At 60.6% G+C, this 21,500-nt stretch carries 17 protein-coding genes; 6 read left to right on the top strand and 11 right to left on the bottom strand.

Annotation, left to right across the window (positions count from 1 at the left end):
• Positions 1 to 58 precede the first annotated feature (58 nt).
• On the top strand, positions 59 to 730 hold the full coding sequence (locus CK230_RS12420; protein WP_095817515.1) for a class I SAM-dependent methyltransferase: 672 nt from the start codon (positions 59 to 61) through the stop codon (positions 728 to 730).
• A gap of 87 nt (positions 731 to 817) precedes the next feature.
• Here CK230_RS12420 and CK230_RS12415 read toward each other — a convergent pair whose 3' ends face one another.
• From CK230_RS12415 to CK230_RS12390, 6 genes are all read right to left on the bottom strand, one after another.
• Positions 818 to 2,005 (bottom strand): glycosyltransferase family protein, encoded by a 1,188-nt coding sequence (locus CK230_RS12415; RefSeq protein ID WP_245429891.1) that lies wholly within the window; start codon positions 2,003 to 2,005, stop codon positions 818 to 820.
• Entirely contained in the window at positions 2,002 to 3,246 is a 1,245-nt protein-coding gene (locus tag CK230_RS12410) for a glycosyltransferase (RefSeq protein WP_095817423.1), read from the bottom strand. The genes CK230_RS12415 and CK230_RS12410 overlap by 4 nt, the downstream gene beginning before the upstream one ends.
• Position 3,247: 1 nt before the next feature.
• The gene (locus CK230_RS12405) at positions 3,248 to 4,462 is read right to left on the bottom strand and encodes a glycosyltransferase family protein (protein ID WP_095817422.1); all 1,215 of its coding nucleotides are present in this window, start codon (positions 4,460 to 4,462) and stop codon (positions 3,248 to 3,250) included.
• Between the two features lie 327 nt (positions 4,463 to 4,789).
• Complete coding sequence (locus CK230_RS12400) at positions 4,790 to 5,749, bottom strand: formylglycine-generating enzyme family protein (RefSeq protein ID WP_095817421.1); 960 nt, start codon at positions 5,747 to 5,749, stop codon at positions 4,790 to 4,792.
• 38 nt (positions 5,750 to 5,787) lie between these two features.
• Positions 5,788 to 7,293 (bottom strand): arylsulfatase, encoded by a 1,506-nt coding sequence (locus CK230_RS12395; RefSeq protein WP_095817420.1) that lies wholly within the window; start codon positions 7,291 to 7,293, stop codon positions 5,788 to 5,790.
• Positions 7,294 to 7,738: 445 nt separating this feature from the next.
• Entirely contained in the window at positions 7,739 to 8,533 is a 795-nt protein-coding gene (locus CK230_RS12390; protein ID WP_095817419.1) for a hypothetical protein, read from the bottom strand.
• 499 nt (positions 8,534 to 9,032) lie between these two features.
• Between CK230_RS12390 and CK230_RS12385 the strand changes: the two genes are divergently transcribed.
• The 4 genes from CK230_RS12385 to CK230_RS12370 all read left to right on the top strand — a co-directional run bounded on the left by CK230_RS12385 (position 9,033) and on the right by CK230_RS12370 (position 14,481).
• Positions 9,033 to 9,722 carry a helix-turn-helix domain-containing protein gene (locus CK230_RS12385; protein ID WP_141246020.1) on the top strand — a complete coding sequence of 230 codons (690 nt, stop codon included), beginning with the start codon at positions 9,033 to 9,035 and terminating at the stop codon, positions 9,720 to 9,722.
• Between the two features lie 292 nt (positions 9,723 to 10,014).
• On the top strand, positions 10,015 to 10,284 hold the full coding sequence (locus CK230_RS12380) for a hypothetical protein (RefSeq protein ID WP_245429900.1): 270 nt from the start codon (positions 10,015 to 10,017) through the stop codon (positions 10,282 to 10,284).
• A gap of 266 nt (positions 10,285 to 10,550) precedes the next feature.
• Positions 10,551 to 12,770 (top strand): mechanosensitive ion channel family protein, encoded by a 2,220-nt coding sequence (locus tag CK230_RS12375; protein ID WP_095817416.1) that lies wholly within the window; start codon positions 10,551 to 10,553, stop codon positions 12,768 to 12,770.
• Between the two features lie 265 nt (positions 12,771 to 13,035).
• Positions 13,036 to 14,481 (top strand): adenylate/guanylate cyclase domain-containing protein, encoded by a 1,446-nt coding sequence (locus CK230_RS12370; RefSeq protein ID WP_095817415.1) that lies wholly within the window; start codon positions 13,036 to 13,038, stop codon positions 14,479 to 14,481.
• Positions 14,482 to 14,517: 36 nt separating this feature from the next.
• On the opposite strand, the gene CK230_RS12365 is transcribed toward CK230_RS12370, so the two are convergent.
• From CK230_RS12365 to CK230_RS12350, 4 genes are read right to left on the bottom strand one after another with little or no spacing between them, the layout of a single operon-like run.
• Positions 14,518 to 15,555: an adenylate/guanylate cyclase domain-containing protein gene (locus tag CK230_RS12365; protein WP_245429890.1), complete on the bottom strand. Its 1,038-nt coding sequence runs from the start codon at positions 15,553 to 15,555 to the stop codon at positions 14,518 to 14,520.
• 36 nt (positions 15,556 to 15,591) lie between these two features.
• Positions 15,592 to 16,086 (bottom strand): Rab family GTPase, encoded by a 495-nt coding sequence (locus CK230_RS12360; RefSeq protein ID WP_095817413.1) that lies wholly within the window; start codon positions 16,084 to 16,086, stop codon positions 15,592 to 15,594.
• A gap of 13 nt (positions 16,087 to 16,099) precedes the next feature.
• A complete protein-coding gene (locus CK230_RS12355; RefSeq protein WP_095817412.1) occupies positions 16,100 to 19,147 on the bottom strand; it encodes an OmpA family protein in 3,048 nt (1,015 codons plus the stop codon).
• A gap of 7 nt (positions 19,148 to 19,154) precedes the next feature.
• Positions 19,155 to 19,841, bottom strand: a complete 687-nt coding sequence (locus CK230_RS12350) for a hypothetical protein (protein WP_245429889.1) — start codon at positions 19,839 to 19,841, stop codon at positions 19,155 to 19,157.
• Between the two features lie 390 nt (positions 19,842 to 20,231).
• Between CK230_RS12350 and CK230_RS12345 the strand changes: the two genes are divergently transcribed.
• Complete coding sequence (locus CK230_RS12345; protein ID WP_095817410.1) at positions 20,232 to 20,942, top strand: SIMPL domain-containing protein; 711 nt, start codon at positions 20,232 to 20,234, stop codon at positions 20,940 to 20,942.
• A gap of 144 nt (positions 20,943 to 21,086) precedes the next feature.
• Here the strand turns inward: CK230_RS12345 and CK230_RS12340 are convergent, their stop codons facing one another.
• Positions 21,087 to 21,443, bottom strand: coding sequence for a hypothetical protein (locus tag CK230_RS12340; protein WP_095817409.1), 357 nt, complete (start codon positions 21,441 to 21,443; stop codon positions 21,087 to 21,089).
• Positions 21,444 to 21,500 lie beyond the last annotated feature (57 nt).

Here is a 21,500-nt window from a genome sequence, read left to right as displayed (position 1 = left end):
CTTGGCGGGGCAAGATTGCGTTGTGTCGCCCGAAATCCCAACGTACAAGGCGAATATGATGGATGTCACGCAACCGCGCAATGCCGGCATGGAGGGGCACGAGCAGGCCTTGGACCTCACGCGGGGAATTGCTGCCTATATCAACCACCCTCTCGTGGCAGGGCTGGCGCGCGTCATCGCCAAACATCCGCAGGCCGACATCGCCAACGCCTTCAACCACAAGCAGGTGGCCTGCAAGATGTGGGCGCTCGACAGGCTGTTCGAAAGCTGCGGCGGGCGCTTCGGGCGCATATGGGTTCTGGGCGGATGGTACGGCATATTGCCTGCAATGCTTTTCAACGACCCCCGCTTCGACATTGCTGCAGTCGATAGTATCGACATCGATCCCGAAGTCGCGCCAGTTGCCCGGACCCTCAACCGGGAAGCCGGCGACCGGTTCCGGGCGCTGACGGCAGATATGTACGCACTCGACTATGCGGCCGGGCCGTCCGACCTGATAGTCAATACGAGCTGCGAGCACATCGCCGATCTGCGCGCCTGGCTTGCCCTGCTTCCGCGGGGCACGAATGTACTGCTGCAATCGAATGACTATTTCAGCGAGCCGACGCACATCAACTGCGTGGCTTCACTTGCAGCCTTCGAGGCAATGGCGGCGCTGCGGGAGATACGATTCTCCGGCGAACTACCGACAAAAAGATATACGCGCTTCATGCTGATTGGGACTGTTTGATGCATTTCGCCCAAAAGCGCGTAGCGGTTTAGGACAACGACATGCATCAAAACAAAGACTTAAAGCGCGGTGCCAGTGCGACGCGCTTTAGGCCCCGCCATCTGCTCGATCATGTCCTTTTTCCGAGACCGGGCCCTTTAGGGACCGCGTTCGATGCCGCTCGCGCAGGATTTGCGCCGAGTGACGCGCCCCTTCCAGATCGAGACGATGCGCGGGCGGGCTCGGCGCCACAAGCGCCTGTTCGATCGCCTGCGCCAAACCTTCAGGCGTCAGGTCCTTTTCCATCAGCACCGTTGCAAGACCGAGTTCTTCGAGCATCAGGGCGCGAACCGTTTGTTCGGTTTCCCCGCCGGCTGCAAATGGAACAAGCAGGGAGCGACAACCCGCGCGCAGGACATCGCAGACCGTGTTGTAGCCCGCCTGCGAGACCGACAGGCGGGCGCCGGTGAGCAAGCTGGCAAAATCCTCGCGGAAGCGGAAGACGGACAGGCCCGGCGTGGCATCGCGTGCGATGGCGTCAAACTCGTCTTTCGGCAAGTTGGGGCCGGTGATCAAACACCATTTCCAGCCATTGTTGGCATTCCGCGCCGCTGCGATAGTGGAACTGACAAGGCCCCTTCCGGCAGCCCCACCGCCAACCGACACCAGAATGTCGAAGCGCTCGGAGGCCGCGGGCGATGGCGGCGCGGCAACGAGCCCTGTGTAAGTGACCTCGGCCCTGATTGCCCCAGCCAGTGGAAATGTCTTGTCGATGGTTGCGAAAGCCGGATCGCCGTGGACCATGACTAGGTCGAAATGCCTGTTGATGAGGTCGACCGTTTCCTCATTTCGGCCCGGCTTGACGCGCTCCTGAAGGATATCCCGGACGGACGTCGCCAGCAGCGGTCTGGGCGATGTCGCCTCGATGGCCTCGATCAGCGGCAAGAGTTCGAAACGCATCTGCCGGCGTCCAAATGGAAAGGCCTCGACAATGACGATGTCAGGCCTGCAATCCCGGTATGCCTGCAGCAGTGTCTCTGAACGCCGTTTTTTGAAATCATCGTCGATGGGTTTGCCCTGCAGGTCGACAAGGCCGGAAAATCCTTCATCACCGGAGGTGACAGGCGGCAGGATCACAGTTTTTACGCCTGGCCCCGGAAACCCCGCGATCGGCGCGCCGCCGGTCACGACGGTTACGTCAAACCCGTCATCGACCAGTGCCGCTGCGATGCGGCTGGAGCGCGCGAGATGGCCGATACCGAGCAGGTGCTGGACATAGAGGAAGACGCGCTTCAATCGGCGGCCCGCCACTCGCGCTCGAACAGTTCTTTGAGCTGTCCGATGCTTGCCGTATGATCGAAATTGCCGCGCACGCGCCGCTCAGCGGCGTCGCCGAGGCGGGCGCGCAGCACGGGATCACGGATCAGGCGCTCCAGCGCCTGTGCCAGGGCAATTGGGTCTTCCGTCGGAACCAGCAGCCCGGTTTCGTCCGGCGACAAAAGCTCCGGCACGCCGGAAATATCGGTCGACACGCAGGCAAGCCGCTGGCTGGCCGCCTCCACCAGGACATTCGGCAGACCGTCCCGGTCGCCATTTGCGGTGATCCTGCAGGCCAGGGCGAAGATGTCGGCGCAGCGGTAGTGCTCAAGCACCTCCTCCTGCGCAAGCGCTCCCTTCCAGGAGACGCGGCCATCCAGCCCAAGCTTTCGCGCCAGTGCCTTGAGCCGTTCCAGTTCCTCGCCGCCGCCGATATGCTCGAAACGCCACGCCAAATCGCCAGGCAAGAGGGCAAGGGCCTTCAGCAAGGTATCGTAACCTTTCTTTTCAACGGCGCGCCCGACACTCAGAATGATAACCGGTTCGCCCGGCGCCGAGCCGTCATGCTGTTTTCGCGCCTCGCCGAAACTGCCGAAGCGATCGAGGTCGAGCCCATGGTAGCTCAGATGCACGGCAGAGTTGCCGTTGGCGAGTTCTTTCAGGCGATCGAAGCCGGTTTTCGTGCAGGTGACCGTCCAGCGCGCCGAGGAAAGCTTGCCGGCTAGATCCCAGTCTGCCGAAGTCCAGATGTCCTTGGCATGGGCCGAGCAGCTCCAGGGCAGGCCACGAAGCTGGCTGACGTAGCGCGTCACCGATGCCGGCGTGTGCGCGAAATGCGCATGCAACCATCCCGCGTCTTCCGGCCATTCGGCCGCCAGCACGAGCGCCTGCCCGAAGCGGCGCACGCGATTGCGCGTGAAGTCGCGGGGGATATCGGTAGCCAGCGATCCGAGCGCGCGCCAGAAACCCGGCCGCAGCAGATAGGCAAGCAGCGAGCGAACCACGCGCAGCGGCTCTTCATGCAGATATTCCGGCAGATATCGGACGGGCGCTTTGATCTCGTCATGCACGGGATGGCGTTTTTCGTCGGTCGGCCGCCTGAGCGCGACGAGTATCAGGTCGAACCCCGCGCGCTCCAGACCGAGCAGTTCCTGCGCGATGAAGGTTTCCGACAGCCGCGGATAGCCCTTCAGAACCACGACGATCTTGCGGCGTTGCAACTCAGCTCATTCCTTCAATGACCGAAAGGTGAGGGCTGGCCCGCCGGTCGAGCAGTTCCGCGACGATTTCGGAAATATGGGGCAGCCCTTCCAGCCTCAGATGCGGATTGCTCTGGGATGGGCGGGGCCGGTCCGGCAGCGCCACCAGTGCATCGGCAAACCGCTGGGAATCCTTGGCTTCGTCCGGCAAAAGCATCTCGATGAGGCCGAGTTCGGCTGCGCGCCGAGCGCGAATCAGTTGTTCCTCCCGAGGCTCGGTGCGCGGCACGATCAGCGCGGGCTTGTCGAAAGACAGTATCTCGCAATAGGTGTTGTAACCACCCATCGCCACTACCGCCTTGGCCCCGGCAATCAGATCTTCCATGCGGTTGTCGAACTCGATGATCTTAATGCAGGGAATCTTGGCCCCCTTCTTGAGCAGCTTGTTGCGCTTGCGCGCCGGCATGTAAGGCCCAAGCACGATCAGCGCCCTATGCTGCAATTGCGGGTCCTGCTGATAGGCATCGATGACGTCGTGGATCAATTCGGCGCCGTCGCCGCCACCCCCTGTGGTAACGAGGATATACTCGCCCTCCGGCCGGTGGCCGGGCAACTCGATCCGCTGCAGGCTCCGTTGCAGGAAACCGACGAACCTCATCTTTGCCCTGACAGCCGGCGGCACATCCAAGCCGGTCAACGGATCGTAGAAATCCGGCGGACCATAGGCCCAGACCTTGTCGTAGAACAGGCCTATCTTGCGCATGACATCCCTGCGTGCCCACTCTGCTTCGAGCAGATGCGGCGCATCCATCACCTCGCGCAGGCCAAGCACGAGCGTGGTACCCCGCGTCTTGAGGTAGGACAGCGTATCCTCGATCTCACCGCGTAGGCCGAGCGGTTCCTTGTCGACGATGAAGATATCCGGCCGGAAGGTCTCGGCCGTGTGGCGGATGATCGACTGGCGCATCCTGAGCGTCTCATGCAGATCGATATCCTTTTCCAGCGAGGTGTACTCGCCGTTGCGCAACTTGATGACGCTGGGGATCTTCACGAAGTCGACACGGGCGCGATAATCGAAGGCGCCGGCGATAGGCGCGCCTGAAATGATCAGCACCTGAAGTCCGCGGAAATCCTCGACCAGCGAATGCGCGATGGTCCGACAGCGCTGCAGGTGGCCGAGCCCGAACGTGTCGTGGCTGTACATGAGAATTCGAGCGTCTTGTACGTGCTGGATCATTTCTGAACGTCTTTTAGAATTCTCGCCTTGGGAACCAGGGCGGTTGAGGAAGCCATCCTGAGGCCTAACCGACCTGTTGTGAAACATGAGGGCGCAATTTTCAATTCGTATTACCCAAGAGGCCGCAGATCGCCCCTCACCGTCCGCGAATTCATAGTCTCCCATGCGACCGGCGCGATGCGAAAGGTCAGATAGCTCTGATCACTCTGACCCGGTTTTCGTGGTGTAGATGGACGGCAACAAGAATCCGAAGCCCTTCGTGAAGCTACATTCGCACGAAGTGCTAGGTCCTGTCTTCCCCGACCTGAACATCTCGGCACCTGCTCATCACACCGAACGCGCGATGCACCGAAACCCAAGGTGGCAGGTGGAGGTATCCACGGGCTGCGCCATACGAGCAGCCGGACGGTAACGGCGGCAGTAGCTGGGAGCGCACAGGAAGGAACCACCCTTGGTGACCTTACGCGGAATTCTGATGTCGGGCGTCAGCGGGTCGTAGCTCGCGTCCCGCTCCCCGCCGCGCGGATTGTCCATCGTGCAACAGGGGCTCTCGATCCGGCGGTGTTCCTGATACCAGTCGGCAGTCCACTGCCAGACATTGCCGGCCATGTCATAAAGTCCACAGCCGTTTGCCGGGAAAGAGCCGACCGGCGCGGTCCATTCGTAACCGTCCTCACAGTCGTTGTGATAGGGAAACTCGCCCTGATAGGTATTGGCCATATGCTGGCCACCTGGGGTCAGTTCGTCGCCCCATACGAAGTCGGCGCCGTCCAGCCCGCCACGCGCGGCGAACTCCCACTCGGCCTCGGTCGGCAGCGCCTTTCCTGCCCAGCTCGCATAAGCTTCCGCGTCCTCGTAGGCGATGTGCACGACAGGATGGTTTTCGAGCCCTTTGAGGCCGCTCGCGGGGCCCCGCGGATGCCGCCAGTTGGCGCCGCGTACGTAGGCCCACCAGTTGTAATGATTGTTGCGATCAATGCTGCGCGGAGGCCTGACGAACAGGGCTGAGGCCGGCGCCAAGGCCTCCGCGCTGGCTCCGGGATAATCCGCGGCATTTGCCGGACGCTCGGCCAGCGTGACGTAACCGCTGGCCTCGACAAAGCGTCTGAACTCTGCATTTGTGACCGTCGTGCGATCCATCCAGAAGCCGCCGACGGCGACGCGGTGCGCCGGCGCCTCTTCCGGATAGTGGCTGTTCGAGCCCATCAGGAATTGGCCGCCCGGGATCCAGACCATATCGACGTGCGACGCGGCCGCCGGCCTTGCGACAAGTCGTGCCTCAGTCATCGGGCGGCCTCGTCGGAACGGCAGAACGCATCCGCCTTTCAGTCCCCCGCGGCGAACATTTCTTCAGGGCTTGGCGTCACCAGCGGCGTGAAGTAGGTCAGCCGCACGGCTTCCATCAGCAACAGCGGAGGCTTCATCTGGGTTGCGAGCTCGGTGATCCTTGCCTGCAACGTCTTGACTTTGTCAGGATACTTGTCAGCCAGATTGGTGGCTTCCGATTTGTCCTCCGCCAAATTGAACAGCTCTATCCGTTGCGGCAACGCCGCCGCCCACACCAGTTTCCATTCGCCCTCGCGCACCGCGCCGGTCATCGGATCGACATTGTAGACGATCTCCGTGCGCGGCGAAGGCTTTCCCTCGCTGATGGCCGGCCACATATCCATGCCGTCCAGAGGTTTGTCCTTGCCAGGCTTGGCACCAGCCAGCCCGGCCAGTGTCGGCAACATGTCAACGACGTGCATGAGGCCATTGAAGACGCCAGGCTTGATCTTGCCGGGCCAGTTCATGAAGGCGACCGAGCGGGTGCCGCCCTCATAGAGGGTGCCTTTGCCGTCGCGATAGGGGCCGTTATTCGCAGGCAGCTTGCCGCTCACCTTCGAGTCGCCCGTGAACATCGAGTTGATGACACCGCCATTGTCGCTCATGAAAACGATCAGGGTATTTTCGCGTATCCCCTTCTTCTCGAGGGCGGCCACGACATTCCCGATCTCGTCATCGATCACCGAGATCATTGCGGCATAGGTTCTCCGGTTCTCGTCGGCGATGTCCTTATACCGGTCGAGATATTCCTTCGGAGCCTGGAATGGCGTGTGGGGCGCGGTGAAGGCGAGGTAGAGAAAGAGCGGCTTCTTCTGATCGTGAGCATTGATGACTCGGACAGCTTCCCGACCGAACAGGGTGTTGTCGAAGCCCGGCTCCTTGATCGGCTTGTTGTTCCTGTACCAGTCCGCGATACCGTGCGAAGCATGTTTGAAATGGTCGATCTCGCCGACCGTTGCCCCGTAGAATGAATCAAATCCACGTTGTTTCGGCCAGTAATCCGTCTTGCCGTGGCCGAGATGCCATTTACCGCTCATCGCCGTCTGATAGCCAGCTTCTCTGAGGATTTGCGGAAGAAGTGTCTCGTCGAGCGGAAGGCCATAGGTCCCTGCGGCGGGGACGACGCCAACCTGCATGCCATAGCGTAGCGGATAGCGGCCGGTCATGAGGGCGCAACGCGTTGGTGTGCACATCGGCTGTACGTAATATTCTTCGAGTTTCGCCCCCTCGGCGGCGAGCTTGTCGATGTTGGGCGTCTTGATGTCTGATCCGTGATAGCCGACGTCTTTCCAACCCTGATCGTCCGCAACGATGAAGACGATGTTCGGCTGCGATGGCCCTGCCGCCGCAGCCTGGACGCCGGCGAGCCCGGCGAGTGCGCCTGAAAGGCCGACGGGTACGGCCAATCGCGAAACGGCGGCAGCCGTCCCGGCCATCAATGCATCCCGCCGCGTAATTTTGCTGGTTGTGCCGGCTTCAGCCGGGAAGTCACGATCGTTTCTCATGTTACGCCCCTGCTCTGCTAATTCACGCCGCTCCACTCAAACCAATTCGCATCTGATTTTTTTGACGCTCCCGCCAAGCACTCGCCGGCTACACAACAGAGGATTGCTTCAGGGGCACCAGATGCCCTCTGCGCACATCTCTGAAGTGGTTCAGCCTGCCCATGATCCCCACTCGCCGTTCGTCGGCGATATTCCTGCGCTGTTTGATCTCGCGCTATTCGGATTCCAGGTTATTCCTTGTACAACCGTGCCGCTATCCACTTTGCGCAAAGTTTTGACATCCGGGCCAGCATCGCCGGCCATAGGGAGCGCCGCCCAGGGGGATGAGCCTGCCAGGCGGTTTCAACGTTCCGGGTGCGGCCAAAAAGGTATTCGACGGCGCAGATCCTCATTCTCAGCAGTCGCAAGCGCCGCCCGGAACCCGCCACTTCATGTCAATCCGCTTTTATCCTGGATGGGCTGGTGAGAATTGATAGGTGAACCCCAGCATTGGCCCCTGCTGGGTGAGTTTGTTCACGAAGCCGTCGTGGCTGTAATTGTCGTGTACGGCCCGGTAACCGACGAACATCGACATCTTGTCGTTGAACTGATACCCGGCGCCGCCCATCACGTCCCACATCGATTTGGATCCCGCGCCGAAACCGCCGACGAGGCCCCAGCCGGCCAGGTAGAATCCGTTACCGACGTCGGCCTTGAACTTGGCGCCGATCACTGGATCGACCCATGTGTCTCCGTCGCTGGCCGAAGTACCGCCAAGCGCACCGCCGTGGAACTCGAAACGGTTGTCAACCGACCACAGGCGGGCGCCAGCGACAAGATCGAAATTCGCCCCATCCTGGTAGTAGACGCTGTAGCCACCGAGCGCAGTGCCCATGAAAGTGCTCACCGTCGCATCGATATTGGAGGCGAGGATTCCCCTGGGGGTAGCGATGTCGGCGTTGAGCTTGGCGTACACAATGTCCGTGCTGATGGTGAAAGGCCCATTGCGGGCTTCCGTGACCCCCATAAAGCCGAATCTGAGGTTGTTCAGCACGTCGCTGAAGCTCACATCGACGTCCTGAGGCGGAAATCCGAAGAGGCCGCTTTCGCCCTTGATGCCCGACGCCCACAGATACGGGGCGACGGTAAAGGTCCAACCTTCATCCTGTGGCTTGGTGATGTCTGCTGCAAAAGCATTGGTGGCACCAAATGTCAGTACTCCTGCCATTGCCAAGGCCGCCAACTGAAGTTTCTTCATCATTGTCCCCCATTTTTATTTGCTGCTCCACCACGCCCAGCCAAGACTCAGCTTCGTATTTGATGACCTCCTCATGTGCTCTGCCAATTTCGGCGCACGCGCTATCCCCCAAGCCACATTCCGGCGGTATCAAAACGCCGATTGATCTCGCGCAATTTGCACTTAAGCTATATCTAATACAATCGTCCCGCTATCCACTTTGCGCAAAGGACGTGCCTTGACTGCCTGGCCATCATCGCCTTCGTACAGGGATGTGCAACTTGGCCCTGACGACCTCACCAGCGCCGCCTCTGGTCTGCCGGTGAAAATAGATAGGCTTTCGCCCGGGTACCTTCCCTCCCGCATTCGGCAAATCCAATCTCCCGGCAGGTGGGCGCTCGATCTGCCAGAATTCAATTGCGCCTTTCGCGCCAATGGCGGTTTCGATCCAGGCTCCGTGGCGTTGGTGGCCGTCGAGCGGGCCTGCGGGTCGGCAATATGCGGGATCCCGCTTGAAGACGACTTGATCCTGGCGATCCCTGCCGGCACGAGCGTGACTGCAACGGTCCGGCCCGGCCTCACTTACGTTGTCGCCATTGTTCCGACCGCAACCTGGGTGGAAATCCAGTCGATTGCCGCGGGAACGGTCCTCGAACAGATCAGCGATCGCCCCTCGGCAGTACGGCTCCCCACCGACGAAGCGCAAAGAATCCGACGCCTGATGAAGTCGATGGCGGACCACCTCGGGGCAATTGCAAGTCACTCCGTTCTGCCGGAGCAGCCTCCAGGTGCGTTCGTGGAATATCTAGGGATGATGGCTGACGCCTTCGCGGGCGCAGGCAATCATGAGACCGGGACGGCCGGTTCCACGAGTCGTCATTTAAGACAAGCATCGGCGGCCGAGGATTTCATTCGCACTCATATCCAGGAAGACATACCCATCGTTCGACTGTGCAAAGAAATCGGTGTAAGCCGTCGACAGCTGGAGTACGCCTTTCGCACTACGTTTGCTGTAACCCCGCTCGAATTCATCAGAGCGCTCCGCCTCAACGAAGCCAGACGGCTCCTTACCACGGCACGTGCTGACGGCTTGAGCGTTACCGCCGTCGCTATGGATGTGGGGATCACCCATCTGGGCCGTTTCGCCGCGAATTATCGACTCTTCTTCGGCGAATCTCCCTACGAAACACTGCAGCGCGCCGGAAGATCGTGACTGGGGCGCAACCTGCGCCGAGAAATGCCGGCATCATGCAAGCGGTTCGATGGAATTTGCGCAATCCGGATAGAAGTCGAACTTGAGAATTAGTAGATTCTAAAATGCCAACTATATACCGCCTCCGGCCGCAAGGTGGGGTCCAGTTTGGTTGCGGTTCGACACAGCTTGCCTCGGAAGCGTAGTTGCGTGGGCCGGAAAAAACGCACGGAGCGATGAGCTCTTGGGAGGATCAAAAATGACGAGACCTAGCTTGAGATTGACCGGCGCCGCCGGGATCGTCGTCGCTGTGATGTTTGCGGGGCTCATCGATGCCCTTGCGCCCTTCGCTCCTTTCGTCGGCGAAGCGCAGGCGCGAGTTGGCCATCCGCTCACGCCTGGCAGCGTCGCAGGCGTCGCGAGGCGCACCACGCGCCGAACGATCCGCCGCTCGACCATTTACGTGGCCAGGCTCCCGGCGGCCTGCGTGAAGACTTCGATCAACGGCACCGTGCTTTGGCACTGCGGCAGCACATATTATCAACCCTATGGCGGACGCTACGTCGTCGTCCACGTAAATTGAGTGGGAGCGGACCCCATCCCTTTGATGAACATTGTGGATCACATCCAATAGGGCGGGAAACTTTGAGAGGCGCTTCGATCGCGCGCTCTGGGACGGCGACGTCTTGCACCGCAATGTCGGTTTCTTCAAGGTAGGGCAACGATGGACGTAGATGTCCTTGCTTACCGATTTGACCGGAAGGTTGCAGCACGATGCCATTCATGAATCGACGATTGAGAGCCAGGAATCGGGCACGACCGGCACGACGTCTCGGAGATCTGACCGCGATGTTTGTCCTGATTGCCGGGCCGCTCGTCTTTGGCATCGCCCTCTTGTTGACTGGTCCGGCACAGGCGCAGGCGACAGCGACCGTCCCGCCTGAAAAGGTCAAACAGCTATTCGATCTTCTCGACGATCCTTCGGTGAAGGCCTGGGTGGCCGAGCAACGAAAGCAGGACGCCGGGCCGACCGGAACGCCTGCCGCGGCAGGAGCTTCGCCGTCCGGATCATCGTCCGACGCCGCGGCCGCGCCCGGCCGGATGAATACGATGGCGTCCTCGACGCTCGATCGGATCAAGCATCATATCGAAAGAATCGTGGGGACCTTGCCCTCGCTGCCAGGCCAGTTCGCACGCATTCGGGCAGAGACCATGGAGGATATGTCCGGCAAGAGGCCTGCCGGCATGCTTTTGCTGATCGCGATTTTCATCGCTGCCGGCCTGGCGCTCACTTGGGCAACGTACAAGCTCACCCGTCCGTTCCGTCTGTGGATCATCGCGCAATCGAAGGATGCGCCCATTGGGCGGGCCAGGAAGATTGGTGGCCGCACGCTTTATTCCAGCCTGCTGATCCTCTCGTTCGCGCTGGGCAGCGCTGGCGCGTTCATGTTGTTTGACTGGCCAATGCTTATCCGCGAGATCGTGCTGACCTTTCTGATGGCTGCGGTCGCCACAGCGGCTGTGCGCATGTACCTCGCAGCCCTGCTCGTCCCCTCCTTCATGCAGGTCGAGAACGCCGTCGAGGTTCGTGCTTTGCCGGTGACCAACGAAACGGCCGACCATTGGTTCTATTGGGTACCCAGGATCTTCGGCGTCTGCGCCTTCTTCGCCGCCGCGTTCATCCTCTTGCCGGGTCTCGGCATTGATCAGGACGGAATGCTGGTGCTGTCGGTAGGTGCCGATTTCGTGCTGCTGCTGCTCTTTCTGATTGCCGTTTGGCGTCGGCCAAGAACACAGCGGAACGATGGGCACGGTCACACGGCAGCGACATGGTTTTTGACTGCTTACTTCGTCGTCCTGTTCCTGCTGCGCATCGCCGGCCTTCCCATATTGTTCTGGTTTACCTTCGCCGCATTCTTCCTGCCTTTCGCAATCGTGCTGACGCAGCGCGGGGTCAATTTCGTCCTGCGGCCGGGTTCGGAAGATGCCGGCCGGCCTACGATCCCGGCGGTCACGATCGCTGTCATCGATCGCGCAGTCCGGATGATCTTGATCCTGGCGGCGGCTTACCTTCTTGCGCGTGCCTGGGGTCTGGACATGCAGTCGATGCAGGACAGCAACACGACGACCACGCTCATATTGCGCGGCTTGATCAATGTCATTGTCATTGCGCTTGCCGCCGATTTCGGCTGGTCGATCATCAAGGCCTTGATCGAGAGAAAGCTGGGCATCGAAGCGCAGCACGCGGTGATCAGCGACGAGGAGATGCCGATCGTCGATCCGCAGCAGGCGCGGCTGCGCACGCTCTTGCCGATCATCCAAAACATTCTGCTCGCAGTGATCGTCGTCATGGCGGTGCTGATGATGCTCGCCTCGGTCGGTATCCAGATCGGCCCCCTGATCGCCGGCGCCGGCGTCGTTGGCGTCGCTGTGGGTTTTGGCGCACAAACCCTCGTCAAGGACGTGATCTCAGGCGTGTTCTATCTGCTCGACGATGCATTTCGTGTCGGCGAATACATTTCATCGGGCAGCTACAGGGGTACGGTGGAGAGCTTTTCGTTGCGCTCCGTAAAGCTGCGCCACCATCGTGGCCCGCTGTTCACAATACCGTTCGGTGAACTCGGAGCCGTCCAGAACCAGAGCCGTGACTGGGTTACCGACAAATTCAACATCACCGTCGGCTATGACACCGACATCGAGTTCGCTCGCAAGCTGATCAAGCGGATAGGCCTGGAGCTGGCGGAAGATCCCGAATTCAAAAACTGGGTCATCGAACCGATCAAGATGCAAGGCGTGCAGGAGTTCGGTGAGTATGGCATCGTATTGAGGGTCAAGGTCACAACCAGACCGGGAGGTGCCTTCGCTATGAAAGGGAGATTCTTTTTACGCCTCCGCCAGGCCTTCAAGGAGCAGGGCATCGAACTGCCATTCCCGACCGTTCACGTCGAGGGGCTGCAGAGCCCACATGGGGCAGAGAATGCGCCTTTGGAGATCACACCCGAGTTGAAACTGGCCGTCGCGCAGTCGCACACCAACCGGCGCAGGAAAAAAGCCAGCACAACGGAGTAGGAAAGCTGTGACACCTGCCGGTCGCAGCGCGGCGCGGCATCGCCCGCGGCAGCGATACTTTTATTTTCAACCTCCGGGGCATGATCCGAAAAGCGGGAACCGGTTTTCGGAAAAGAACATGCTCCACCAGGAGTTGGATCAGGCTGGCGGTTCGATGAAACGTCATCCTGATCCAGGCCGACTGTCGTACAACAAAAGAATTCAATCCATTCGCATCGCGCTGGTTTTTTAGTAGGCTGTGGCGAGGCAAGGTTGAGGATCGGGCGTGACGGTAGTCGACGATCGCCTTCTCGAAAGCAAGATGACCAAGGTGGAGCAGGCGCGCGCCTGGAGCCCGCGCGTCATCTCGAAATTCGAGACGCTGATCAGGAGCGCCGACGACCACTCGCTCTATCGTGTCAATCCGCTGGCCTTTGCTCGCGACCGCGCAATCGCCGAGCCTGAAGCAATCGACCTCTTCCTTCACGCCGCCCGCTGTGGGCTATTCGACATGAGCTGGGATGTGCTCTGTCCCCAGTCCGGGATGGTGCTCGACAGTTTCGGCGCCCTGCGCACGCTGAAGACCCACTACGTCTGTGGCCTGTGCGACGTGTCGGGCGACACCGACCTCGACGATTTCATCGAGGTCACCTTTTCGATATCGCCGAAGCTGCGGCGCCTGCCGCACCATCATCCCGAGACGCTGCCTGTCGAGGATTTTCACTGGAAGCTGCACTTCGGACATGACGGGCGATTACCCGGGCAAGACGTTCGCTTTGTTGACGTTCTGCGCGGCTTCGTCCGGGGCATGACGTTTCTGCCGCCCGGGACCACCACAGTGCTCCGCGCCGACCTGGGACCGGGCGCCCTTGCGGGCGTCAACGTGCAGACGCAGGCCGCATTCGCTGTGCCGATATCCGGCGATCCGGTGTTGGCGCCGACGCTTCTGAAGATCGATTATGACGGCAAACGCTTCTTGCCGGCGTTGCCCGCCGTGCCGCCTGGTCCGATTGTCATTGAGGTAGCGAACAGGGGGCCGGTGCGAGGTTCATTGCTTGTCATCAACTGGCCGCCCGAGCTTGTCGCGCTGACCACCAAGCCGGCGCTCGATTTCGACCCCTATGTCTCCGGCGGAGCGTTGCTCGCGCGGCAAACTTTCCGTCAGCTCTTCCGGTCCGAACGTGTCGACGAGAAGGAGGGACTCGGCATCCGGCAGATCACCTTCCTGTTCACCGACCTCAAGGGTTCGACCGCCATGTATGAGCGCCTGGGTGACCTCAACGCCTACGCATTGGTCCGCGAGCATTTTGCTCTGGTCAACGCCGCGGTTCAGCAACATTCCGGAGCGGTGGTCAAGACGATCGGGGATGCGGTGATGGCTGCGTTTTCACAGCCGTCGGATGCGATTTCGGCCGCACTCCACATCTTTGAAGAAATCGATTGTTTCAACAGCGACCACGACGGGCCGGGGATCATCCTCAAAATCGGTGCCCACTGTGGACCGTCGATCGCCGTGACGCTCAACGACAACCTCGACTATTTCGGCCAGACCGTGAATGTGGCCGCGCGCGTGCAGTCCTTGGCGGAAGCCGGACAGGTCTGCATTTCCGAGGCGCTCCATTCCGCGCCAGGGGTCGGCGACATGCTCGCCGGCCATCGTGTCGTGGCCTTTGACGCGCCTCTTCGAGGCGTGCAGGGTGATGCAACCGTCTATCGCATTATGAGGGGATAGGAGCGATTTGGAACTGCGCCCTCGAGGCACGGCAAATCAGCCGCGGAGCCGCCACATTCGCACACGACCCGTGCCACGCAATTCCGTTTCCCCAAGCGGGTCGCAGGCAAAATCCGGTCCGAGCAATTCGTGGGTTGCATCTGAAATACGGATTTCATCGGGCTCCGCGGCCTTTTGAATGCGAGCGGCGAGATTGACGGTGTCGCCCCACAGGTCATAGACAAACCGCCTTTTGCCTATGACGCCCGCGACGATTGGCCCTGAGTGAATTCCAATTCTAAGGCTTAGCGGTTCTCCTGCGAAGCGCTCGCGCCTGGCCGACTCCCGCAGCTCGAGCGCATAATGCGCAAGAGCGTGTGCATGATCGGATCGCGCGACGGGCAGGCCGGCAACCGCCATCACACAATCGCCGATCGTCTTGATCTTTTCGCAGCCGTGCTGTTCCGAGAGCAGATCCGCCGCCCTGAAGAAGTAATTCAAGATAGCGAGCGTCGTCGTGGCTCCGACGCTCCGCGCTCTTTCCGTAAACCCGACGATGTCGGCAAAAAGCACACTGACCTCCGCGTGGCTGTCTGCAATTTGCTCGTCCGCTTTCAGCCGCTCCGCGATCGAGGCCGGAAGAATGTTGAGGAGCAGGGATTCGGCGCGCCGGTACTCGCGCGACAAACCCTCCTGGCTCTCCCTCAATGCCTCGTTCGTCGATTGCAGCTTGGCATTGAGTTGACGCTCCCTCTCCTGCAGGAGCGTCATTTCGTATGCCTTCTGCTGAAGCCGCTGCTGGTGGTCGCGTTCGGGTGTGGCGTCGAGAAAGAGCAGCCACACCGAGCCACCATCGCCGAAGAAATGAAGGTCCGCGACATGCCCGCCGGGCAGTTCCATCATCGGCATATGAAATGGAAGCTCGGGGCAAGGCAGCAGCCCTTCCATGATTTCAAGCTGCTCGGCAACCGGCTCGTCGATGCGAAGCGACGAGAGCCCGTAATAGTCGAGGTTGCCGCCTTTCTCTTCTATGCATTGCCGGGCGTCGATTTTCAGATATGCGGCCGAGCGCTCTTTCGAGAAGAAGTCGTACATCCAGCTTCTGACTTCTTTCGGCAAACTGGACATGGTCTACTTGGCGACCATCGAAGCAAGCTGACGAAACGCATCGTCGACATGTTCGCCCGAAAGCGCGCTCGTCAGATAGATCTGCCATCCACGTTGCTTGAGTTCGTCGATCTCGCCCTCCGGTATCGCCCACCGATCGGTCAGATCGGATTTGTTGAACAGCAATACGAACGGCATGGCGCCGAATTCGGCCTCGCACCGTTCGCGCAGCGTGAGCGCCACGGCAAGAGTGGCGGGCCGGGTTCCATCGACGACCAGCACGAGCCCGGTCGCGCCTCGCACATAGCTGACGCGGAACGAGCCGATATCGTCTTCGCCGGCCAGATCCCACAAGATCAGGTCCACGGTCTTATCCGGGAAGGCGACGCTCTTCTTGTCGATCTTGACGCCGACCGTGGTCAGGTAGTTTTCCGAGAAGATGCTTTGGACGAACCTTCGCACCAGGCTGGTCTTGCCGACGGCGAACCCGCCCAACATGCAGATCTTTTTTTGCAGCATCCTGGGCTCCGCACTACTCCAGGTTCACCGTAACCGAAACGCGGCGATTGGTGGAGTTCCCAGTTCGGCTATTTTCATTTTCGGGCACCGCCGGCTCAAAGGTGCCGGCGCCGCGAACCAAGAGCAGTTCCGGAGCGACGCCGCGCTTGTTGAGAAGCGCGCGAACTGTTTCGGCGCGGGCGGCGCTGATCGACGCGTTGGCCGTCTCACGGCCCGTTGTGTCCGAATGGCCGGTCAGCATGAACCGCGCTGTCACGCCTGCCTTGCGGGCATTTTCGGCGAATTCCTTCAACTGATCAGCCAATCTGTCGAGCGCCGGCGTCTGCTCCGGTCCCGGGACAACTCTACCGGAATCGAAGAAAATACCGGTCGTCTGGATGGCCTCTCTCAAATGATTGAGTTCTGCAAGGTTTAGCTCGCGCAGCTGCGAGACATCCAGAACCACTCCGTCCGCCGAAAGTTGGTCGGCGGCGGCTTGCGCCCGGCTGATCCAGCCGGCAGATGCCTCGCCCACGACAACGATGCGACCCTGGACGATCGAAAGCCGAACCGATTTCGGCGGGGACAGCGACGCCGTCAGCCGCTTCACCACGAACTTCGGATCAAGACTCTGATAGAATTGCCACTGTGAATGAACGCGGGCAGGATCGACCTGTGTTCCGGACAGCAGAGCTTGCGGGTCGGCGGCAAGAGGATCTCTCAGGCCGGAAATGTAGAATTGTCCGCCCCTTGCCGATTGTTGAGCGACGATGATTCCCGGTTGGGCCTCAAGTCGCGACACATAATACTGCCAATGCTCCGCCGCGCGCGCATCGGGGCTCACATCACGAACCTTGGAGATGTCGAACTCCGGCCCGCCTTCTGAAAGCTGCCTTGCCGCTGCGCGCGCCCGATCTATCCAGGTGTCGGGAGCTTCACCCTCGGCAACGATTCGGCCATCGACGATCGAAAGTCGCACTTTATCCATCGGATACAGCGACGCCGTCAGCCGCTTCAACACGAACGCCGGCTCGAGGCTCTGATAGAATTGCCAGCTTGCATGAACGCGAGCGGGATCGACCTGCGTCCCGGACAGCAGCGACTGCGGGTCGACGGCAAGCGGGTCTCTCAGGCCGGTAATATAAAATTGGCCATCGCGCACATTCTGTTGGGCGACGATGATGCCCGGCTGCGTCTCCAGTCGCGACACATAGGCCTGCCAGCGCTCTTCGGGGCTCACATCACGGACCCCGGAAATGTCGAAGACCGGGCCGCCGGCTGAAAGCTGCTGGGCGGCCGCCCGCGCCCGGTTGATCCACGCAGTGGTGGCCTCACCTGCGGCAACGATGCGATCATTGACGACTGAAAGCCGCACCGAATCCGGCGGCGTGAGCGACGCCGTAAGCCGCTTCAGCACGAACTGCGGCTCAAGGCTCTGGTAGAATTGCCAGCTTGGATGAACACGCGCGGGATCGACCTGCGTTTCGGCCAACAGCGACTGCGGGTCGGCGGCAAGCGGGTCTCTCAGACCGGTAATATAGAATTGGCCGTCGCGCACATTCTGATCGGCGACGATGATGCCAGGCTGGGTCTCCAGTTGCGACACATAGGCCTGCCAGCGCTCCTCGGCGCTCACATCGCGGACCCGGGAAATGTCGAAGACCGGGCCGCCTGCCGAAAGCTGCTGGGCAGCGGCCCGCGCCCGGTTGATCCACGTGGTTGTCGCCTCACCCTCGGCGACGATGCGACCATCGACGACCGAGAGTCGTACCGAATCCGGAGGCGCCAACGACGCCGACAGCCGCTTCAGCACGAACTGCGGCTCGAAGCTCTGATAGAACTGCCAGTTTGAATGAACGCGGGCGGGATCGACCTCCGTTCCCGGCAGCAGAGACTGCGGGTCCGCGGCGAGCGGGTCTCTCAGGCCGGCGACATAGAAGTCGCCGCCACGGATTTTCTGGTCCGAAACGACGATGCCCGGCTGGGCCGCCAGCCGCGACAGGTATGTCTGCCAGCGGTGTGCGGATTGCCAGGAGAGAAAGGACCAGCCGCCCGCCACGATCAAAACCAGCAGGACCGCCGTCACCACCAGCCACGGAAATCCCTCTTTCGAATCCATGTGCTGCAGCTCGACGCAGGTCTGCAACTGCGTCTCCACGCCGGGCAACTGGGAACTGTCGCCGTCGAACCGCTCCAGGGCCCGCGAGGATTCTTGATGGATGCGAAGCAGTACATCGCGGATGACTTCATGCAGTTCCTCCGGAGGATTTCCCCGGATCACCGCAACCAGGGTCGCAAACTGTCCGACTTCCGACCAGAGGCGAAGTTCCCCGAACCGGATGGTGTCGAGGCCGCTGTTTTCCTTCTCTTTGAAAGAATCCTTCACAAAATCCTGGATCGCGCTCAGCATCGAGGAAATCAGTTGAGGGTCTTCGCTGGTTGCGTCTTGGGAAGTTACATGCGCAATCAGGAGCCCGGAGGCGCGACTGATGAGAAAGACATGTTCCACGCGATAGATAAGAGAATGCTTGAGAACAACCGCCGAGAAGCTTGTCCCCGTTCGCCAGGCTTCAAACCTCCACTTCAACCCATGCCATGTGAATATATGCCTTAGAGACTCATTCAATGACTGGAAGGTCTGGTCGATCTTTTCGCCGATCGACTTGCGAATGGCCGGCAGAAACACCGGATACAATATATCCGTCAGCGTGTTCGGATTCTTTTGGATGGACCGCTGCGCGGCCCGCTCGACGGCCGGGGCAAGGGCCTCGCCGAGTTGCGCATGCGACGCGCGCGCGGTTGCCTCGGGCAGAACGTTGCCAACCGCGGTGGCAAGCTGCTCGGGTTCGTCGAGCAGGTGCGTAACGCGTGACAGCTCCGAGATTTCGCCGCCGACGAGCAGTTGGCGGAGCCTTTCCAGCCGATGGTCGGCGGCTGGAACGCCTTCGTAGAGGGCATGGTTGTCCGGATCGACGTTCCGGGCAATTTCCACCAAAAGGCGGGCCAAAGCCTCGCGATCAATACCGGTATCGTTCGAAGCTTGTCTTTGAGATAGGCTGATTGGTTCGACGCTCGACGTCAAGTTCCGATCAACTCACTTTCCAGCCACGCTCCGAATTGCCCTTGCTGCCGACGGGATCCTGGTTGAGACATTTCGCGACCTCGACGAACAGGCCGGCCAGAAGGTTCCGGTCGGTCTTGACGTTGCTGAGATCGGAAAAGATCTTCTCCATCAGCATTTGAGCGCTTTCGTTCTTCTGCTTGATCTCCTCGCGCAGCAAGTGGTCGCTTCTGCTCATGCGATCCGCGAATTCGCGCTCGAGCTCGCTCAATTGATCCGACAAGGCGCGCACCTGCTTTTCGAGCGCCTGGTTTTGATCGCGAAGATTGCGGTCCATCTCCTTGTCGGCCTCGGCGCGCGCGTCCTTTTCGTTGCGCAACTGCGTCGCCAGCGAGTCAACCTGCTTCTTGGCATTCGACTCGTAGGTTTCAAGATTGCGCTTGGTTTCGGATTCGACATCCTTGAAGCGTTGCAGGAACCGTTCCTCAAGTTTGGAGAATCGGCGATCATAGTCCTGCATCTGATTGCCGAACAAAAGATCGCGTATCTTGTCGACACCTGGAGCGTCACCGCCTGGCCCGCCCTCGCGAGCCTGGGAGGCCATGAAGTTCAGCCCGTTTCCCTCTGCATTACCTATCAGATTTGCATCCACTTTATTTGCCGCAGAAGCGGCACTCGAAGATTCTTTAGCCATCTCTGAGCCCCAATTACCCACTGCAAAATTAGAAGAAGGTAAATTATGTCAGACAAATAACAGGCCCGCAAGGCGGAATCCTCTTGGCTTGAAGCTGATTCGTCCGTCCCTTGTTCGCCTATTGGACAGCAGGACGCATCAAATGGTCCAAGGGGCTAATCCATCAGAAGTGATTGACACTGGTCTATGTCGCCCTCGCCATCGGATTTGCCGAACTCTCAGCACATTACCCTCGAAGCGATGGCGCAGACCGCCAAAATCAGCCCATATTCGCTGCGTAGAGCGGCTTGCGCCCATAAGGCGCGTGAACAGGTCCCGGCCCATGCGCCGCATTGCAGGATATCGATGCCTTTTGCAGGGTCGATGCGAGCGCGGCACTGGGCTGCGGACCGCAGACATCGAGGAGTTTTCATGACCAGATATCTTTTGCCTATCGCGCTCGCTGCCGCGGTCGCATTCCCGGCGCTGGCAAGCGCCGCCGACACGCAGCCCCCACCCCGCATCATCGTATCCGGCGAAGGCGAAGCGACCGTGGCGCCCGACATGGCGATCCTTTCGCTGAGCGTCATGCGCGAGGCAAAGAGCGCGCGCGAAGCGCTCGACGCCAACAACGACGCCATGGCTGCGGTGATCGCGGCGATGAAATCCGCCGGCATTGCCGAGCGCGACCTGCAGACGGCGGGCATACAGATCAACCCGCGCTACAACTACACCAACAAGGCCGACGGCAGCCAGGAGGCCGAGCTCGTCGCCTATCAAGTGACCAACACGCTTTCGGTGCGCGTGCGCGACGTCGACAAGACCGGCGAGATCCTCGATAAAGCGGTTTCGCTCGGCGTCAACCAGGGCGGCGGCATCGCCTTCACCAATGACGATCCGAAAGCAACGATCACCGAGGCGCGCAAGAAGGCCGTCGCCAACGCGATGGCCAAGGCAAAGACGCTCGCCGAAGCGGCTGGCGTCAGCCTGGGCAAGGTACTCGAGATCACCGACCAGAATATCGCGCCGGCGCCGATGCCGATGGCGGCCAAATCATTCGATGCGGCCCGCTCGGCCGTCCCGGTGCAGGCTGGCGAGAATTCCTACAACGTCCAGGTCACGGTCTCCTTCGAGCTGAAGTAACGATCGGCCGGCGCGCCACAGGCGCCACCGACACGCAGAAAGCCCCGGAGGATCGGTCCTCCGGGGCTTTTTTCGAGCCGCGCCTCACCTTCGAGGGGCTCCGCTACTCATATGCGATCCTCATAGAGGACCGTCCTTTCAGCCTCAGCGATAGATGATCGGGCAGCCGCGCTCGTTGGCGAACACAACCACCACGCGGTCGCCATACTGGCGGCCGACGACCTTCACCGTGCGGCGGCTGATGTCGACGATGCGGGCGCGGTGCAGGCCCATGCGCTCGGCCTTGTCGAGGGCGCGGTCCGGTGAGCAGCCACGCCAGTCGCGGTTGCGGCGCCAGTCGCGGCGGTAATAGCCGTCGTCGTCGCCCGTATAGACGCCGAAGCGCGGATCCTGGTTGTTGCCGAAGCCGAGATAAAGGCTGTCCGCATGCGCCGGAATCGCGGCAAGCGTGCCGAGCCCGACAAGCGCCGAAAGGGCAGCAGTCTTGATCGTGTTGAACATCGTCTTTTCTCCTTGTTGCGGGCTTTCGCCCCTAGAACCGATGATTGGAAAATACCT

This window comes from Mesorhizobium sp. WSM3859, assembly GCF_002295065.1.
Taxonomy (GTDB): domain Bacteria; phylum Pseudomonadota; class Alphaproteobacteria; order Rhizobiales; family Rhizobiaceae; genus Mesorhizobium.
The sequence above is the reverse complement of the archived record's forward strand: the minus strand, read 5'-3'. Positions and strand labels throughout refer to the sequence as shown.

Excerpts from the sequence above, each read along its gene's own strand:
- CK230_RS12420 (WP_095817515.1), top strand. The coding sequence starts at position 59 with ATGGATGTCACGCAACCGCGCAATGCCGGCATGGAGGGGCACGAGCAG.
- CK230_RS12405 (WP_095817422.1), bottom strand. The coding sequence starts at position 4,462 with ATGATCCAGCACGTACAAGACGCTCGAATTCTCATGTACAGCCACGAC.
- CK230_RS12400 (WP_095817421.1), bottom strand. The coding sequence starts at position 5,749 with ATGACTGAGGCACGACTTGTCGCAAGGCCGGCGGCCGCGTCGCACGTC.
- CK230_RS12395 (WP_095817420.1), bottom strand. The coding sequence starts at position 7,293 with ATGAGAAACGATCGTGACTTCCCGGCTGAAGCCGGCACAACCAGCAAA.
- CK230_RS12390 (WP_095817419.1), bottom strand. The coding sequence starts at position 8,533 with ATGATGAAGAAACTTCAGTTGGCGGCCTTGGCAATGGCAGGAGTACTG.
- CK230_RS12380 (WP_245429900.1), top strand. The coding sequence starts at position 10,015 with ATGTTTGCGGGGCTCATCGATGCCCTTGCGCCCTTCGCTCCTTTCGTC.
- CK230_RS12375 (WP_095817416.1), top strand. The coding sequence starts at position 10,551 with ATGTTTGTCCTGATTGCCGGGCCGCTCGTCTTTGGCATCGCCCTCTTG.
- CK230_RS12365 (WP_245429890.1), bottom strand. The coding sequence starts at position 15,555 with ATGTACGACTTCTTCTCGAAAGAGCGCTCGGCCGCATATCTGAAAATC.
- CK230_RS12360 (WP_095817413.1), bottom strand. The coding sequence starts at position 16,086 with ATGCTGCAAAAAAAGATCTGCATGTTGGGCGGGTTCGCCGTCGGCAAG.
- CK230_RS12345 (WP_095817410.1), top strand. The coding sequence starts at position 20,232 with ATGACCAGATATCTTTTGCCTATCGCGCTCGCTGCCGCGGTCGCATTC.
- CK230_RS12340 (WP_095817409.1), bottom strand. The coding sequence starts at position 21,443 with ATGTTCAACACGATCAAGACTGCTGCCCTTTCGGCGCTTGTCGGGCTC.